The sequence below is a fragment of the Stutzerimonas sp. Brlt_14 genome (assembly GCF_051948915.1).
Classification (GTDB): domain Bacteria; phylum Pseudomonadota; class Gammaproteobacteria; order Pseudomonadales; family Pseudomonadaceae; genus Stutzerimonas; species Stutzerimonas stutzeri.
The window spans coordinates 325,980-342,666 of sequence record NZ_JAYJLM010000005.1; the positions used below are offsets into that span (position 1 = coordinate 325,980).

The following is a 16,687-nucleotide window of genomic DNA, read 5'->3' on the forward strand; positions in this document are numbered from 1 at the left end:
CGCGGCCGCATACGAAACGGGAACAGACCCTAGGTATCAGTCGAACAGGCTGTGCTGGTCCCGCTGGCCGCGGAGCACGTCGTAACGCTGGCGAAAGATCGCCCGATAGTGCATGGCCAGAGGCTGCAGCTCGGCAAGTTGCAGCAGGCTGTCTCGCGCCTGGTTCGGATCAAGAAAGCAGCGCCACAGGTAGGCGACGCTGATGTTCGGGTGCGGGCGCTCCAGCAGTTGCAGCGTGTCGCCAGGGCGCACGTGGCCTGGCTCCAGGGTCCGATAAAGCCAGCCGGTGCGGCCACTCGCTGACAGCTCTCGCGCCAGACCGCGCATGCCGTGTCGGGTGTCCAGGCGCACGCAGGGCGAGCGCGGCTGACTCACCTCGATCAGCGCATCGCCCCAGCGCAGGCGATCACCGATGCACAGCTGCGCTTCGTTCAGCCCTTCGCCACCCAGATTCTCGCCGAAGGCGCCGAGCCCCAGCTGCGTGCGCAGCGGCGCAAAGCGCTGCGCCCAATAGAGGTAATGTTGCGTCGGGTAATGGCACAGGGCACGGTCCGGTCCGCCATGAAAACGCCGCTCGGCGACCCGGTCGCCCTGCAGGCCATCCCGGCCCAGCCAGAGCGGGCCGTCTGCCGGTTGCTTGTCCATCGCGGTCGCCTTGCGGCTGCCCGGCAGTGGGGTGAACGCATGGCACAGCAGTGGACCGCTAACGGTCCAGGACGCAGCCATTTTATCGCTCAAGGTTGGGCCAGACGTTCGAGTTCACGACGAACCATCGAGGCGTATTCCGGCGGGCTCAGGCGATACAGCTCGCCGGCGACCCAATCCAGCCAGCGAGCGCCCAGAATGGCGCGCTGTTCGATCAGACGTTGGGCTTCGGCACTGGCTCGTGCGGCGTTGTGGTGGTGGAAGTCGGCACGACTCACGGCTGGTCTCCGTCGCGATGTTCTGGCTGGCAGGTGGGCGGCGATGGTAAACCCGGAACGCTCGCGTTAGGCTCCGGGGCTGTTTGTCGCGCCATGAGAACGATGCATGTCCGAGCCCGTGAACTTCAAGCACAAGATTTCCCGTCAACGTCCTTACGGCAAGGCCGAGCCCGGCCTGCGCGCCAGCGAGGGCAATCTGGGCGCGGTCATCGACCAGTTGGAAAGCGACCGCGGGCGCATCATCAATTCCGCAGCGGTGCGCCGCCTGCAGCAGAAGACGCAGGTCTTCCCGCTGGAGCGCAATGCCGCAGTGCGCAGCCGCCTGACCCACTCGCTGGAGGTGCAGCAGACCGGCCGCTTCATCGTCCGTACGCTCTACAAGCAGCTTGGCAGCCGTGCCGCGGCGTTCGGCCTGGATGGGCTGGAGACGGCACTGGAGAGCCTGGTGGAGATGACCTGCCTGATGCATGACATCGGCAATCCGCCATTCGGCCATTTCGGTGAATACGCCATCGGCGAATGGTTCGAGCGTCACCTGGATGAACTGTTCGCCGCTGCCGTGCCGCCAGGGCAGGGCGACACCGGGCTACGCCAGCGCATGCTCGAGGACCTCAACCACTTCGAGGGCAACGCCCAGGCGATTCGTCTGGTGGTCTCGCTGCAGCGCCTGAACCTGACCTACACCCAGACCGCCGGCCTGCTCAAGTACGTCCGCCCGGCCTACATGCCGCGACCGGACAAAGGCACGCCGGGCGCCTATCTGCAGAAGAAGCCTGGCTTCTACCTTTCCGAAGAACCCTTCGTGCGTGCCTTGCAGGCGGCCCTCGAGATGCAGCCCTGCACGCGCCACCCACTGGCCTACGTGATGGAGGCGGCGGACGACATTGCCTACTGCCTGGCTGACATCGAGGATTCGGTGGAGAAGGGCATCTTCAGCATCGAGCAGCTGGCACAGCTGCTGCTGGACAAGTTCGCCCTGCATGGCGACGTCGATGCGCCCGTGCCCGGTCCGGAGCGCAGTTTCCGCAGCATGGTCAGCTACGCCCTGGAGCGGGCGCAGAAGGAGCCGATCAACAAGGCCGGCGAGTTCTTCATCTGGCTGCGGGTGAACATGATCCACCCGCTGGTGCAGCACGCTGCCCGTCAGTTCATCGACAACATCGAAGCGGTGTACCACGGCACGCTGGACCGCGCCCTGCTCGAGGACGACAGCCTGCCCAACGCCATCGTGCAGACCTTCAAGGATGTGGCGATGGACAAGGTGTTCTGCCACCGCGAGGTGGAAACGCTGCAGCTGCAGGGCTATCGCATCCTCCAGGGACTGCTGGACTTCTATGCACCGTTGCTGCGTGTGCCGGCGCCGGTGTTCGACGCGCTTACCCTGGGCGGCTGTCGCAGCGAGCCGCATCTGCAGATGCTGGCGCGGCGGCTGCCCAATCAGCTGGTCAAGGCCTATCACGAGGCGCTCAAGCCCCATGCCGAGACGTCGGCCGATCGTCCGCTGTGGGAGTTCTACTACCGCAACCGCATGCTGCAGGACTTCATCAGCGGCATGACCGACCAGCTTGCCCAGGACGAGTACCGCGCGCTGTCGGCGCTCTGAACCGGCGCTGACTGGTGGGCTTAAGCCCACTCAGAACACACCGAAATCCAATTCCGACCTCGCCCGACGCTGCGCTTGGTACAGGCATTGCTACGGCATGGTGCAGCAGTCGTCGTGCAAGCCCCGCAATGGCGCATGATGAAAACCCGGCAGTTTCCATAACCCGTTGAAAACAAAGGTTTCATGGTGCTTCGGCAATTCTTCCGAGGCAGGCTCCGGCTGCAGGTGACGGTAGTCGCTCACGGTGAAGTGATGCATCTCGGTGCATGCGCACCCCGACGATTACCGTTTTGGTGCGTATTACCCGCTGAGGCTGAAGTAACCCATGGAAAACCTCAACAGCGCCGTGGAAACCCTGGTCCATGGCTCCAATACGCTGTTTCTCCTGATGGGCGCGGTGATGGTGCTGGCCATGCATGCCGGCTTCGCCTTTCTCGAAGTCGGGACCGTGCGCCTGAAGAACCAGGTCAATGCCCTGTCGAAGATCATCACCGACTTCGCCGTATCGACCCTGGCGTACTTCTTCATCGGCTACTGGATCGCCTATGGCGTGACGTTCATGCAACCGGCCGATCAGCTGGTGGCCGACCACGGCTATGCCCTGGTGAAGTTCTTCTTCCTGCTGACCTTCGCCGCGGCGATTCCGGCGATCATCTCCGGCGGCATCGCCGAGCGTGCGCGCTTCGGCCCGCAGCTGTGCGCGACGCTGTTGATCGTGGCGTTCGTCTATCCATTCTTCGAAGGGCTGATCTGGAACCGCAATTTCGGTTTCCAGGCCTGGCTGGAGCACCAGTTCGGTGCGCCTTTTCATGACTTCGCCGGCTCCGTGGTGGTGCATGCCATGGGCGGATGGCTGGCGTTTGGTGCGGTCATCCTGCTCGGGCGTCGCAACGGCCGCTACCGCGACGGCCGGCTGGTGGCCTTCGCGCCATCGAACATCCCGTTTCTAGCGCTGGGCTCGTGGATTCTCATCGTCGGCTGGTTCGGCTTCAACGTCATGAGTGCGCAGTCCATCGAGGGCATCAGTGGCTTGGTGGCAGTGAACTCGCTGATGGCGATGGTGGGCGGCACCGCCGCGGCCTGGCTGGCCGGCCGCAACGACCCGGGCTTCCTACACAACGGCCCGCTGGCCGGGCTGGTGGCGGTTTGCGCCGGCTCCGATCTGATGCATCCGGTCGGCGCGCTGGCCACCGGCGCGATTGCCGGGGCGCTATTCGTCTGGGCGTTCACCGCCACGCAGAACCGCTGGAAAATCGACGACGTGCTGGGTGTTTGGCCGCTGCACGGTCTGTGCGGGATCTGGGGCGGCATCGCCTGCGGCATCTTCGGCCAGGCGGCGTTGGGCGGGCTCGGCGGCGTCAGCCTGATCAGCCAGGTGATCGGCAGCGGTCTGGGCATGCTGGTGGCACTGGTCGGTGGCTTCGGCGTCTACGGCCTGCTCAAGCACTCCATGGGCATCCGCCTCAGCCAGGAGGAAGAATTCAACGGGGCGGACCTCTCGATCCACCGCATCGGCGCGCTCAGCCACGACTGAGGCGCTGCGCTGGCGCAAGCCGCGGCTCAATAACCGCGCTTGCGCTGCACCAGATGGCTGATCGGCCGGCCGTCGCGCAGGGCCTGCAGGTTCTGCGCGACGATCGACGCGGCGCTGCGCATGTCCGTCGCGGCGGCGCTATGCGGCAGGACCGTCACGCGCGGATGGCACCAGAACGGATGGTCCGTCACCAGCGGCTCCTGGCGAAACACATCCAGCACCGCACGATCGAGCTTTCCGCTGTCCAGCGCCTGCAGCAGGTCGGCTTCCACCAGATGCCCGCCACGGGCGAGGTTGACCAGGGCAGCGCCGCGGCGCATGGCGGCGAAGAACCGTCGGTCCAGCAGATCGGCGGTCTGTGCGGTGAGGGGCAGCAGGTTGATCACGATGTCACTGCGTGCCAGCAGCGGCCACAGCGCTTCCAGGCCGTGTTCCAGCGCGATGCCGGCGATGGCGCCACCGTGCAGATTCCAGCCGGTCACCCGGTAACCCGTTTCCAGCAGCCGCCGCGCGCAGGCCCGGCCCATCTGGCCCATGCCCAGCACGGCTACCTCGATCTCGTCGGCGCGCCGCTGCGGCAGAGGGTACCAGTGGCGATCGCGCTGCTGCTGCGCATAGTCGAAGAAGCGGCGATGCAGCGAAAGCGTCGCCCACAAGGCGGTTTCCGCCATGGCCGCGCTCATGGCCGGGTCGACCATGCGCGCCAGGGGTACGTCCGGCAGGCTGGGATCGTCCAGCAGGCGATCGACGCCGGCCCAGAGCGACTGGATCAGGCGCAGCCCGGGCAGGCCTTGCAGGGAGCCTGGCGGCGGGTTGGCAACCACGGCGGCGACGATGCGCCCGGCGTTCTGCGTCGGGACGTGCAGGTGCCAGCGGGCATCGGGCATGGCGCGCTGCAGCTCGACGAGCCAGGCGTCGCGTTCTTCGCTGTCGAAGCTGCCGCAAAGCAGTAGGTCCATGGAATGGCTCCAGGTGGGCGAAGCGGAACTGTAGTCAGCCGCGGAGTCTCTGAATAGGCAAGTCACGGACCGCGCTAGCGCCGTCCGGCCCATTGACCAAGCCCAAGGAGAATCTCATGGAACTGCCCAACAAAGACCTCGGCACCCTGTTCGAACAGCTCGGCCTGGAATCCGATCCTGCCAGCATCGATGCCTTTATCGCCAAGCACGGCCGGTTGCCGGAGGATGTCCGTCTGGCCGATGCCCCGTTCTGGAACGAGTCGCAGCGCGCATTCCTGCGTGACGAATGGGTCGAGGACGCCGAATGGGCGCCCATCGTCGACGAGCTGAACGTGCGCCTGCACGAGCATTGATCGCCACGCAGGCTGCGGCAGCGACCGCAGCTTGCGCGGGCTGTGGCTCAATCCAGCAGATCGGCCGGCACATTGCCGCCGTTCTCGGCCAGCCGCCTCAGCACGGCCTTGTGCAGCCACAGATTCATCTGCGCCGAATCGCCCATTTTGTCCGCTGGGCAGCCGAGTTCGGTGGCAAGCTCCTTGCGCGCCGGCAGGCTGCTGTCCAGGCCCAGCAGCTTGAGCAGGTCGACGATGGAGGTGCGCCAGTTGAGCTTTTCCGGATGATTGTTGGTCATACCGTCCAGCTTCGCGGCTACGTCTACCTGATCCACGGCAGGCGTCGTGGGTGCGCCGGCACCACCGGTGGACGCTTCCGGCGGGGTAGTGGGGGCGGTGCTGTCCGGCTCGGCGTGCGCCCGGCCGATGCCGATCTTTTCCAGAATCGAACTGAACAAGCCCATGAGGATTCTCCTGTCTGCGTGGATACGTGAGCCTTGGCTCGCAGTTAGGACCGCCGGCGCTTCGATTAGTCGCGCCTCCTCGCTCGTGGCCGGCTACCAGCCGAAGCCGTCGGGCTGCACACCACTCCTCGTGCTGGGCCTCACGTCCGCCTAGAATGCCGCTTTTGCCTGGGAAATCCGCCATGAGCAACCTCGACATCGACGCCCGCTATGCCTGCGCCAAGAGCCTTGCGCTGGAAGCTGCGCAGCTCGGCATGACCTATTACCGTCAGCGCGAGACACTGGATGTGGAGCACAAGGGCAGCGATCGCCAGGACGTGGTCAGCATCGCCGACAAGCGCATCGAGGACTTCATTCGCGGGCGGCTCGCCGAACGTTTTCCCGAAGACGGCTTTCTCGGCGAGGAGAGCGGCTCGGCCGGTCTCAAGGCACGCTGCGTCTGGGTCATCGACCCCATCGACGGCACCGCCTGCTTCGTCAACGGCCTGCACAACTGGTGCGTCTCCATCGGCCTGCTAGTGGACGGCGAACCGCACGTCGGCGCGATCGCCGATCCGAATCACGACGAACTCTTCCATGGCTGCCTTGGCCGGGGCGCCTACGTCAACGAGACGCCGCTCAGAGCCAGCACCGCGACCCACGTGTGCGAGGGCCTGACCGGCGCCGGTACCTTCCATCCACGCGGCAAGGAACATTTCATTCCGTTTCTGGAGAAACTGCTGGCCGAAGGCGGCATGTTCATCCGCAACGGCTCCGGCGCGCTGATGACCGCCTACGTCGCTGCGGGTCGCCTGATCGGTTACTACGAGACCGAGCTCAAGAGCTGGGACTGCCTGGCCGGGCTGGTGCTGGTGGCCGAAGCGGGTGGCCTGCGCAACGACTTCTTCCGTAACGACGGTCTGCTGCGAGGCAATCCGTATCTGGTAGCGGCGCCCGGGGTATACAGCCAGCTGGCCAAACTGATCGGCCCTTCGCTGGATGCCTGAGCCGCGCGTTCGTCGATCGGCGCAGGCGCGGTCGGCAGCCTGTGCTATACCGTTGTGACGCACCGAGGGCCGGCCTATCCGCCTGGCCCGCTCTGAACAGGGGGGAATTCCGGCAGCCATCGGGCCCGAGCCAACCTGCGTGATCGATGGCTGCCCGCACATAGCGAGGTAACGATCATGAGCATGATGCAATGCACCTACCGCGACCACATCATCACCGCCGAGGTGATGGAATATCCTGGCACCTCCACTCCCTGGGCGGGCGGCTGCCGGATTACCGCCCCCGACGGACACGTCACCCGCCGCCTGCCGCTGCCACTCGAGCATGCGTTCATGGACGAACTGGACAAGGCCCAGCGGCTGTCCATCGCCCACGGCAAGTGGCTGGTGGACCAGCACCTCGACCACGGGCGCGAGCTGTTTCAGAAGGCCGCCTGACCGCTCTTGCTACTGCGCGCCGGACGCCTGCGTCCGGCGCGTTTCTGTTGTCCTGGATCAGGCCGATAGCACTTAGATAGGGCTCAGCGGCCCCTCCGCGCACGAGGCTGCGTGCCGGCATTTTCAGACCCATGCTGGCATTGGCTGCAATTGCGCAGTCTTCCTGAGTGCAACGCCATCACGTCGCATTGCCCAGGAAAGGTTCGGCGACATTTGGCGCATTGCTTAATGATCCAAACGGTGGCATAGCTATCACCAAGCCACCGGCAACGGTGGTGTTCATAAGCGGAAGTAAGGACGACTTATGCAAATCCAGGTTCATAGCGATAACCACATCGAAGGCAGTGCCCGTCTGGCTGATTGGGTCAGTGCCAGTGTCGCAGGCAAGCTGGACCGGTATGACGACGAGCTGACACGTGTCGTCGTGCACCTCAACGACGAAAATGGCGACAAGGCCGGCGCGCATGACAAGCGCTGCCAGATCGAGGCGCGGCCCAAGGGCCTGCAACCCATCTCCGTCACCCACAAGGCCGAATCGCTTGAGCTGGCCATCGATGGCGCGGTCGACAAGCTGAGCAATGCGCTCGCTCACCAGTTCGGCAAGCTGCGCAGCAAGCGCGCCGGCGCCCAGCCGCAGATGATCGATGGTGCCGTAGCCGGTCGTGACGCGCTACTGGAGGAAGATTTCCTCGCGGACGAACTGGTCCGCAATTCATAAGCCCCCGATGAAGGGCCTTCCCTGCGGAAGGCCCTTCGTGCATCAGTGCAGCAGTTCCGGCGGAATGCTTCCGCCATTCTCGGCCAGCTTCTTCATCACCGCGCGGTGCAGCCACATGTTCATCTGCGCCGTATCGGCCATCTGATCGGGCGGGCAGCCCAGCTCGGTAGCAAGCTCCCGGCGCGACTCCAGGCTGCTGTCGAGGCCCAGCAACTTCATCAGGTCGACGATCGAGGTGCGCCAGTTCAGCGCTTCGGGGTGTGCCGCCGCCTTCGCTTCCAGCTGCGCCACCACGTCCACGCCACGGGCGGCGGCAGTCGGCTGGTTCAGATCCCTGTCCGGCCCGAGTTTCGCGTTGGTCGTGGTCGACGGCCGCTCGCTCAGTGTTATGCCTTCGGCGCTGGAGTGGCTGGCGTCAGCCGGCGGCGTGTCGGCCTTGCGCTCCGCTTCGTTGGAGACATCGCCCAGGCCGAGCTTCGCCTTGATCGAATCGAAAAGTCCCATGTCCGTTCTCCGTGCTGTTGGTGTCTGTGTTCGACAACAACCCACGGCGTGCCATTCGTTCCACAGGTCGGTTCGCTCGGTCAGCTGTGTTCGAGCCAGGCGAGGGCTTCGGCTTCCTGGTGCAGATCGAAGGCCTTGATGGTCAGTCCGGGAATCAATGCGCCCTCGACTTCGCTGGCCTTGCGCAACCACTCCTTGCCGGCGATCACCGCACAGCGGTCGAAGCGGCGGATGAAGCGCAGCAGCTGGGGCAGGCGTGACAGCTCCACGCCGACGGCACCCAGGGTCGGCAGATCGAAGTCGCCGATGCGGTAGAACATGCGGCCGTGGCTGATGCCTTCGGACTTGAATAGCAGGTCGTCCAGCGCGGCGCGCATGGCCTGGCTGTCCAGCTTGCCGGAGAAGTCGATATCGATGCGGTTTTCGCCTCTGCGCGATACCTGAAACATGACGAGTCCCTCTCGGTTCTGTGGGTGGCCGCGATGTCCTCAGACCATAGTCGCTGCGAGGGGATCGAGCCAAAAAAACAGGCGAAACGCGGGCGATTCCATTGATCTGGATCAGCATGCGAGGCGTTGATCCGTGCGTTAGCAAAAGTGCCTGCAGGCCGCGTGGCGCCTGGCTTTCAAGGCGGCGGACCAACGGTATCAAGTTGCTCGCTGGCCGGCCGAGAAACGGAATAACTGCGACGCCAGCGAGTGGCGGCGGCGCGTTCTTTCCTGCTTTTCTGCAGTTGGAATTCCTTCATGACCAGCACCTTGGCGAACGTCATCCAGTCCGTACTGCGCGGGCTGGGCCTACGTACCATCAACCTGCAATTTTTCTTTTCCTACAGCCTGATCTTCCTTTGCGCGGCGCTGACCGCCGGGGTGCTGTTCATGTCCAGCAAGGACGCCAGCCAGATCGACATGGCCGGCGCGCAGCGCATGCTCAGCCAGAAGATGATGAAAGAGGCGCTGCTCGCTGCGCAGGGCATCGGTAGCCCGGCGGATGTCGACAATACCATCCAGCGCTTCGAGCAATCCCATCGGCTGCTGCTCAACGGCGACAGCGCCCAGGGTATCGTCCGCGTCGAGCTGGCCAGCGCACAGCCGTACCTGCAGCGCGTCGATCAGATCTGGCAGCGCTACCGTCCCGCCGTACAGGCGCTGGCCGCAGGGCAGAGCGCCGATCTGAAGACCCTGGCCGGCGACTCCAACGATATTCTCGCGGCCTCCAACGAAGTGGTGTCGCTGATCTCGGCGCAGGCCAATCGCAGTGCCTCCCAGCAGCTGTGGGTCGCGCTGGGTTCCACCCTGTGCATCCTGCTGTTGGTGGTGCTCGGACGGATCGCCGGCATGAACTGGCTGATGCTGCAGATCGACGAGCTACGCGGGCGCCTGGAGAAGGTCAGCCAGGGCGATTTTTCCGCGCCGCTGCAGGTGCGTCATGCCGATGACGAGATGGGCAGGATCACCCTGGCCTACAACAGCCTGCTGGGTCAGGTTGGCGAAATGATCCGCGGCGTGCGCCAGGCGGCCGATGACGCTGACGGGCAATGCAAGCACATGGCGAACCTGGCCGGGGACAGCGCGCGCAATGTGGAAGGCCAGCAGGCGGAGATCGATCAGGTCGCTACTGCCATGAATGAAATGCTCGCCACCTCCCAGGAAGTTGCACGCAGCACTGTCGAGGCCGCCAATGCCGCTGACGTCGCCGAGCAGGAAACCAACGCCGGCAGCGCCGTGATGAACGAATCGGTCGGCGCCATCCGCACGCTCAGTGGCCATGTCGATGGCCTGGCGGACGTGATGCAGCAGCTGGTGCTCGACAGCCACGAGATCGGCAAGGTGCTCAACGTGATCAGCGGCATCGCCGAGCAGACCAACCTGCTGGCGCTCAACGCAGCCATCGAGGCAGCACGGGCCGGTGAGCAGGGCCGCGGTTTCGCGGTAGTTGCCGACGAGGTGCGCAGCCTCGCCAGTCGCACCCAGAGTTCGGCCAAGGAGGTCGGCGTGCTGGTCGAGCGCCTGCAGAGCCAGGCCTCGCGCGCCGGGCAGGCCATGGATGCCTCGCGTCAGAGCAGCACCATCACCCTGACGCAGATCGAGGCGGCGCAACATGCGCTGGGCCAGATCGTCGGTGCGGTGCAGACCATTCGTGGCATGACCAATCAGATCGCCACGGCTGCCGAGGAGCAGTCGCAGGTCGCCGAGGACATGAACAAGTCGCTGACGCGCATCGCCCAGGTGGCTGATCAGGCGGCGAGCGTCACGCACGATACCGCGGCATCGGGCAATACCATCATGCAGAGCATGAACGGGCTCAAGGCGCTGACGGGGCGTTTCCGCCTACAGGCGTGACAGGAAGGTGAGGCAGGGTGTGCGGCGGATAGTGCACCGCTCGGTGCGAGTGCCCCCGCGCATGGACGCGCGGGGACAGGGATGGATCAGTCCTGGCGGCTGGTCACTTCCAGCAGGTGATAGCCGAACTGCGTCTTCACCGGGCCCTGCACGACATTCAGCGGCGCGCTGAACACCACGGTGTCGAATTCCTTGACCATCTGACCCGGACCGAACGAACCCAGATCGCCGCCCTGGCGGCTGGACGGGCACGTGGAGTTTTCCTTGGCGACCTGGGCGAAGTCGGCGCCGCCTTCGATGGCAGCTTTCAGCTCGTTGCACTTTGCTTCAGTGGAAACCAGGATGTGGCGGGCAGTGGCTCGGGCCATGGTGTGTACTCCTGTGGAAAAGCTGCGAGCCTACCGCAATTGCCCTGCGAGTCAAACGTCGCGGGTGATCGTGCCCGCAGTGCACCGGCTCAGCCGTTCTCACCGAGTGCCCGCTGGATCCGCCGCCGGCGCTGCGTTGAACGACTCGAGACTTTGCAGGCTCTGCGCGTAGCGCTCGGCGCGCAGCGGCATGAAACCGGTGAAGTGGATCCAGGTCGGCAGGCCTTGCAGGTAATGCTTCACGAATGCTCGGGTGGTCGGCTTTTCCTGCAGGCTCCGCTCGCTCAGATAGATGAAAAGCGGGCGGGTCAATGGCTGGTAGTGCGCCTCGCTGACGGTTTTGAGCGTCGGGTAGACCGGGCCCTTGCCACTGTCGATGGCAAGCAGCTTCAGCTCGTCCCAGTGCCGGTGATAGGCGCCGATTCCGAAGAATCCGAGCGCATCCGGCTCGGCAGCGATGCCGGCGGCCAACTCCTCTTCGTTCTCGCTGGCGGTATAGTCCTGGCGGCTGCGATGCGCCTCGCCGACGATCTGCCTGGTGAAGACGTCGTAGGTGCCGGAGTCCTGACCTCGGCCGAACAGTTTCACCGGCCGGTCGGGCCAGCCGGCACGGATGTGACTCCAGTGCCTGACCTTGCCTTCGGCTGCGGGCGTCCAGAGTTTCTTCAGCTCTTCGACGGTGATGTCGCTCGCCCAATCATTGCTCGGGTGTACGACGACCGTGATCGCGTCCATGGCCAGGGCACTTCGCGATAGCCGATGCCGTTCTGCGCGCAGAGTGCCTGCTCGCTGCTGTTCATCCTGCGCGAGGCATCGTTGATGTCCGTCTTCCCCGCACAGAAGCGGCGAAAACCAGCGCTGGTCCCGGAAAACGCCACCTCGATCGGATGCCCAGGCTGCGCACGCTGGAAGCGGCGTATCGCTTCGCGGGTCAGTGGGTAAACGGTGCTGGAGCCATCGATGAGCAGCCCTTCGGCGGCGGATTCGGCATCGCTCATGGCTGGCGTGGATGCCAGCTGCAGGCCAAGCGAAAGACTGATCAGCAGTAGCGGGCCGGTTTTGACGTGCATGCTGTCGCTCCTAGGCCTGGCTCAGGGCTTGGCCTTCAGCCAATCGTGCTTCAGTGAGTTCCAGAACACCTGCAGGCTGTGGAAGCGGGTGTCTACCGCATTGATGTAGTCATCCAGCCGATCGATTTCCCGATGCTGGGCCTGTTGTTCCTGGGCATCGATCTGCTTGAGCTGCGCTTCGAGCTCATTGAGCGATTCGCGCAGTTCGCGGATGCGATTCTCGGTCTGGCTACGACGTTCGCTTTGCATAGGTGCGGGCTCCCGACCAGGTCAGAGTTGGCTGCCGCCGATCAACAGCAGAGGCAGGCCGAAGAACACACCGCCGATGTAGGCCCCGACGTACAGCTTGCTGCGTTGCGCCAGATCGGTGAGATGCGTGGCGATGGCAGGCGGAACGCCGCGCAGGAACGGTAGTACGTAGATCAGGAAGATTCCGAACAGGTTGAACAGCAGATGTACCAGTGCGATCTGCATCGCCAGTTCGGCGGTGGGCCCGGAGATGGCGGTGGCCGCCAGCAGCGCGGTCACGCAGGTTCCGATGTTGGTGCCGAGGGTGAACGGATAGACCTGTTTGAGCGAAAAGACACCGGTTCCTGCCAGTGGCACGATCAGCGCGGTGGTGGTCGATGAGGATTGCACCAGGATCGTGATGATCGTTCCCGAGGCGATCCCCGAAACCGGGCCACGCCCGACGCTGGTGTGCATGATCTCTTTGGCGCGGCCGACCATGACCCTGCGCAGCACCTTGCCGATGGCCTGGACCACGAACAGGATCAGGCCGATCCCGATGACGATCAGCGCGACACCAGACCAGACCTGGCTTGGCAGCCAGGCCACGCTGGCGTTCAGCAGGTCGCTGGCAGGGGTGAGGAGAGTCTTCATGAAGTTCACGCTCTTCATGTCGACGCTTGTGCTGTCGCTGACCAGAAGGCCGGCCAGAACTTCGGACATCTGCGCCAGCGGATGGAACAGCAGTTCGAGCGGCAGGAGGATCGCCACCGCCGTGATATTGAATGCGTCATGCACGGTTGCGGCCGCGAAGGCCCGGTGAAATTCGACGCCGTTGCGCACATGGCCGAGGCTGACGATGGTGCTGGTGAGGGACGTGCCGATGTTGGCGCCCATGATCAACGGGATCGCGATCGGAATGGGCAGCCCGCCGGCAACCATCCCGACAATGATGGACGTTACGGTGCTGGAGCTCTGGATCAGTGCGGTCGCTGCAACGCCGATCATCAGGCCGACAAAGGGGTTGGTGGCGAACGCGAACAGTTCCTTGGCGTTGTCGCCGACCGCCGCTTTGAAGCCATCTCCGATAGCACCGACGGCTGCCAGCAGCAGATAGATCAGTGTGATGACCAACAGCCACGACAGCCATTGGCGCGTAGCGGGTGTGGAGTGGTCGGCTAGGGCGCCGGTATTCGTCGTCATCTGGCAACTCCCGCGAGCAGGTCGGTCGCTCGACGGTGTGCCATGGGTGTGAACGCTTGATGACCGAAGCGGCCTGTACGGATGAACGGTGCCCTTGGGATTGAACCGTTTCCTGCTCGATCGAGCGTATGCGACCGGTCAGTACCGGATCAGCACGAGCCTGCGTAAGGCAGGCCCGTGTTCTTGCGCTCAGGCCGCGTCGCTGCTGTGGGTGGACTCAGCAGCTGGTCGCTCCGCCAGATAGCGTGCCAGGCGGGATTTTTCCGGCTCGCTGAAGGCCAGGCCGAGTTTGGTGCGTCGCCAGAGAATGTCGTCCGGCTGCATTGCCCATTCATCCCGGCAAAGGTACTCGACCTCCTGCGCATAGAGCTGTTGGCCAAGGTCTTCACCCAGGGCATCGAGGGAACGGGCGTCGCCGAGCATCCGCCAGACGCGACTGCCGTACAGCGTGGCCCATCGTTTGGCCAGGGGCAGTTCCAGCCCTTGCACATGGGCGACCAGTGCCTCGGCCAGTGCTTCGGGCGTGCTCATGTCTTCGCCGCCGGGCAGCGCGGCATCGGCCGTCCAGCTGTCGCCCATGCCGGGGAAAAATGGCTTGAGCTGAGCCATCGCCGATTCGGCGAGCTTGCGGTAGGTGGTCAGTTTGCCGCCGAACACCGAGAGCAGCGGCGCCTGCTTTTCCTCAGCAACCAGCGATAGGGTGTAGTCACGGGTGACGGCAGACGGGTTGTCAGATTCGTCATCGCACAAGGGGCGAACGCCTGCGAAGGTATGCACGATGTCCCTGGGTTCCAGCTGCCTGCGAAAGTGCGTATTGGCCACACCCAGCACGTAGGCGATCTCTTGCTCGGTGATGCTTACCTGCGCCGGATCGCCGTGATACTCGCGGTCGGTGGTGCCGATCATGGTGTAGCGGTCCAGATAGGGGATCGCGAAGACGATGCGGCGATCCTCGTTCTGCATGATGTACGCCTGCTCGCCCTCGTACAGCCGCGGCACGATGATATGGCTGCCCTGAATCAGGCGGATGCCGTACGGCGAGCGCTGCTGCAGATTCTCGCCGATGAACTGTGCGACCCAGGGACCCGCGGCATTCACCAGGGCCTTGGCCTTTAGCGAGAAGCGACTGCCGTCCTCGCGCTGCAGCTCGACGTGCCAGATGCCCCCAGCACGTTTGGCGCTCAGGCACAGCGTGCGGGTATGGATATGCGCCCCTTTTTCCCGCGCCGCCATGGCGTTGAGCACCACCAGGCGTGCGTCGTCGACCCAGCAGTCGGAGTACTCGAAACCGCGGGTGATGGCCGGCTTGAGCGGGCTCTCGCTGCCGAAGCGTAACCCCTGCGACGCCGGCAGTTTCTTGCGCATGCCCAGATGGTCATAGAGGAACAGACCGGCGCGGATCATCCACGCCGGGCGCAGGTGAGGGCGGTGCGGCAGCACGAAGCGCATCGGTTTGACGATATGCGGCGCCTTGGCCAGCAACACCTCGCGCTCGGCCAGTGCCTCGCGGACCAGTCGGAATTCGTAGTGCTCCAGATAACGCAGCCCGCCATGAATGAGCTTGCTGCTCGCCGATGACGTATGACTGGCCAGGTCGTCGCGTTCGCAAAGGAACACCGACAGCCCACGGCCGGCGGCATCGGCCGCGATGCCGACACCATTGATACCGCCGCCGATCACGGCGATGTCATAAAGCTCGGAGACGGGCTGGGCAATATGGGGCACGGGTTCCTCCTCGAATACGAATGTGATGTTCGTTTTTGAACATGCTATTCGTGAATGAACATTATTGAAAGTGAAAAATGTTCGAAATCGATAAAAGGAAGGGCGGGTTCTTGCTTCGCGGGCATGGTTGTTCCGTGTGGCTCGTGGTCGCGGTCGCTTCCAGTGGCTTGGCATCGCTCGGGGGAACGACTTGTCCGCGAACGGGTGCGGCAGAGAAGGGGGTGACGCAGAGGGCTTCCACGCTTAGGGCGTGGGCGCCGGCTGCTGACATTGGCAGGTCGCGCGCGCCCAGGCGGAGCATGCGGACAATAGGCGGGGCGGGTGAATCGTTGCCGGCCGCCGTTAGCGGCCTGGACGATGGCGACCGCGGCTCCTGGATTCTCCGTTCGTGGGAGCGGACCGGGCCGCGAAGAAGGGCTGACGCCGAACCTAGTCGGCGATCTCCAGATGCACCTTGTACCGTGCCAGCAGTTCGGCGAACACGTCGTCCGGCTGGGTATCGGTGAACAGGCAGTCGATCTGCTCCAGGGAGCCGAGCCGGGTCATGGCGCTGCGGCCGAACTTGCTGGAGTCCGCGGCGAGGAAGACCTTGCGTGCGTTATGGATGATCGCCTGGGAGACGCGGACTTCCTGGTAGTCGAAGTCGAGCAGGGTGCCGTCCTCGTCGATGCCGCTGATGCCGATCAAGGCGAAATCGACCTTGAACTGGCTGATGAAGTCTGCGGTCGCCTGGCCCACCACGCCGCCGTCGCTGCGCACGTTGCCGCCTGCGATCAGCACATCGAAGTCTTCCTTGGTGCTGAGGATGCTCGCCACATGCAGGTCATTGGTGATGATCTTCAGATCGCGATGGTTGAGCAGGGCGCGTGCAATGGCTTCGGTGGTGGTGCCGATATTGATGAACAGCGAAGCCTGGTCGGGGATGCGTGCGGCCATGGCGGCGGCGATGCGCTGTTTTTCGTCACGCATCTGATGCGCGCGCTGGCTGTATGCAGTGTTCTGCACGCTGGAGTCGTAGGCCGCGCCGCCGTGGTAGCGCCGCAGCAGGCCGGCGTCGCCCAGCTGATTGATGTCGCGGCGGATGGTCTGCGGGGTGACGGCGAAGTGCCGGGCCAGTTCGTCGATGCTCACATAGCCGCGTTCGCGCACGAGTTCGAGAATGTTCTGCTGTCGGGGCGCCAGGCTCATGGGGCTTCCTTGTTCGCGGTGGTGGCGGAAGCATGCCCCAGTCTGGCGTTCGATTAAAGCGCGCTTTGTTCGAATTCGCGCAATACCGCGCCTGCCTGCGAC

At 64.3% G+C, this 16,687-nt stretch carries 18 protein-coding genes and 1 pseudogene; 7 read left to right on the forward strand and 12 right to left on the reverse strand.

The features are described from left to right. Positions 1-36: 36 nt before the first annotated feature. Entirely contained in the window at positions 37-726 is a 690-nt protein-coding gene (locus tag VF716_RS14710) for an MOSC domain-containing protein (protein ID WP_017245776.1), read from the reverse strand. 8 nt (positions 727-734) lie between these two features. Next, entirely contained in the window at positions 735-923 is a 189-nt protein-coding gene (locus tag VF716_RS14715; RefSeq protein WP_017245775.1) for a hypothetical protein, read from the reverse strand. A 106-nt stretch (positions 924-1,029) separates the two neighbouring features. Here VF716_RS14715 and dgt point away from each other — a divergent pair, with 106 nt between their 5' ends. Both dgt and VF716_RS14725 read left to right on the forward strand, forming a co-directional pair. Next, positions 1,030-2,526 carry a dGTPase gene (gene dgt, locus VF716_RS14720; protein ID WP_440552761.1) on the forward strand — a complete coding sequence of 499 codons (1,497 nt, stop codon included), beginning with the start codon at positions 1,030-1,032 and terminating at the stop codon, positions 2,524-2,526. Between the two features lie 325 nt (positions 2,527-2,851). Next, complete coding sequence (locus VF716_RS14725) at positions 2,852-4,060, forward strand: ammonium transporter (RefSeq protein WP_041755434.1); 1,209 nt, start codon at positions 2,852-2,854, stop codon at positions 4,058-4,060. Positions 4,061-4,086: 26 nt separating this feature from the next. Here VF716_RS14725 and VF716_RS14730 read toward each other — a convergent pair whose 3' ends face one another. Continuing rightward, the gene (locus VF716_RS14730; RefSeq protein WP_017245772.1) at positions 4,087-5,019 is read right to left on the reverse strand and encodes a 2-hydroxyacid dehydrogenase; all 933 of its coding nucleotides are present in this window, start codon (positions 5,017-5,019) and stop codon (positions 4,087-4,089) included. Between the two features lie 116 nt (positions 5,020-5,135). Between VF716_RS14730 and VF716_RS14735 the strand changes: the two genes are divergently transcribed. After that, the gene (locus VF716_RS14735; protein ID WP_011912753.1) at positions 5,136-5,372 is read left to right on the forward strand and encodes a DUF2789 domain-containing protein; all 237 of its coding nucleotides are present in this window, start codon (positions 5,136-5,138) and stop codon (positions 5,370-5,372) included. Between the two features lie 47 nt (positions 5,373-5,419). Here the strand turns inward: VF716_RS14735 and VF716_RS14740 are convergent, their stop codons facing one another. Beyond that, complete coding sequence (locus tag VF716_RS14740; RefSeq protein ID WP_017245771.1) at positions 5,420-5,815, reverse strand: DUF3597 domain-containing protein; 396 nt, start codon at positions 5,813-5,815, stop codon at positions 5,420-5,422. 182 nt (positions 5,816-5,997) lie between these two features. On the opposite strand from VF716_RS14740, the gene VF716_RS14745 reads away from it, so the two are divergent. The 3 genes from VF716_RS14745 to VF716_RS14755 all read left to right on the forward strand — a co-directional run bounded on the left by VF716_RS14745 (position 5,998) and on the right by VF716_RS14755 (position 7,957). Then, complete coding sequence (locus tag VF716_RS14745; protein WP_013982373.1) at positions 5,998-6,801, forward strand: inositol monophosphatase family protein; 804 nt, start codon at positions 5,998-6,000, stop codon at positions 6,799-6,801. Between the two features lie 177 nt (positions 6,802-6,978). Beyond that, positions 6,979-7,239, forward strand: a complete 261-nt coding sequence (locus VF716_RS14750; RefSeq protein ID WP_017245770.1) for a hypothetical protein — start codon at positions 6,979-6,981, stop codon at positions 7,237-7,239. Between the two features lie 304 nt (positions 7,240-7,543). Beyond that, positions 7,544-7,957, forward strand: coding sequence for an HPF/RaiA family ribosome-associated protein (locus VF716_RS14755; RefSeq protein ID WP_011912757.1), 414 nt, complete (start codon positions 7,544-7,546; stop codon positions 7,955-7,957). A 42-nt stretch (positions 7,958-7,999) separates the two neighbouring features. Here VF716_RS14755 and VF716_RS14760 read toward each other — a convergent pair whose 3' ends face one another. Next, complete coding sequence (locus VF716_RS14760) at positions 8,000-8,461, reverse strand: DUF3597 domain-containing protein (protein WP_285533536.1); 462 nt, start codon at positions 8,459-8,461, stop codon at positions 8,000-8,002. An 80-nt stretch (positions 8,462-8,541) separates the two neighbouring features. Beyond that, positions 8,542-8,910 (reverse strand): STAS/SEC14 domain-containing protein, encoded by a 369-nt coding sequence (locus VF716_RS14765; protein WP_285533537.1) that lies wholly within the window; start codon positions 8,908-8,910, stop codon positions 8,542-8,544. Between the two features lie 297 nt (positions 8,911-9,207). Here VF716_RS14765 and VF716_RS14770 point away from each other — a divergent pair, with 297 nt between their 5' ends. Further along, on the forward strand, positions 9,208-10,803 hold the full coding sequence (locus tag VF716_RS14770) for a methyl-accepting chemotaxis protein (protein WP_440552762.1): 1,596 nt from the start codon (positions 9,208-9,210) through the stop codon (positions 10,801-10,803). Positions 10,804-10,889: 86 nt separating this feature from the next. Here the strand turns inward: VF716_RS14770 and VF716_RS14775 are convergent, their stop codons facing one another. The 6 genes and pseudogenes from VF716_RS14775 to VF716_RS14800 form a co-directional block, all read right to left on the reverse strand. After that, the gene (locus VF716_RS14775) at positions 10,890-11,171 is read right to left on the reverse strand and encodes a peptidylprolyl isomerase (protein WP_011912760.1); all 282 of its coding nucleotides are present in this window, start codon (positions 11,169-11,171) and stop codon (positions 10,890-10,892) included. A gap of 99 nt (positions 11,172-11,270) precedes the next feature. Continuing rightward, positions 11,271-12,241, reverse strand: a pseudogene (locus VF716_RS14780) (PstS family phosphate ABC transporter substrate-binding protein). A gap of 21 nt (positions 12,242-12,262) precedes the next feature. Beyond that, positions 12,263-12,490: a hypothetical protein gene (locus VF716_RS14785; RefSeq protein ID WP_014596333.1), complete on the reverse strand. Its 228-nt coding sequence runs from the start codon at positions 12,488-12,490 to the stop codon at positions 12,263-12,265. 21 nt (positions 12,491-12,511) lie between these two features. After that, entirely contained in the window at positions 12,512-13,672 is a 1,161-nt protein-coding gene (locus VF716_RS14790) for a Na/Pi symporter (protein ID WP_440552763.1), read from the reverse strand. Between the two features lie 189 nt (positions 13,673-13,861). Then, positions 13,862-15,397, reverse strand: coding sequence for a glycerol-3-phosphate dehydrogenase (gene glpD / locus VF716_RS14795; RefSeq protein ID WP_440552764.1), 1,536 nt, complete (start codon positions 15,395-15,397; stop codon positions 13,862-13,864). A gap of 429 nt (positions 15,398-15,826) precedes the next feature. Further along, complete coding sequence (locus tag VF716_RS14800) at positions 15,827-16,585, reverse strand: DeoR family transcriptional regulator (protein WP_011912764.1); 759 nt, start codon at positions 16,583-16,585, stop codon at positions 15,827-15,829. Positions 16,586-16,687 lie beyond the last annotated feature (102 nt).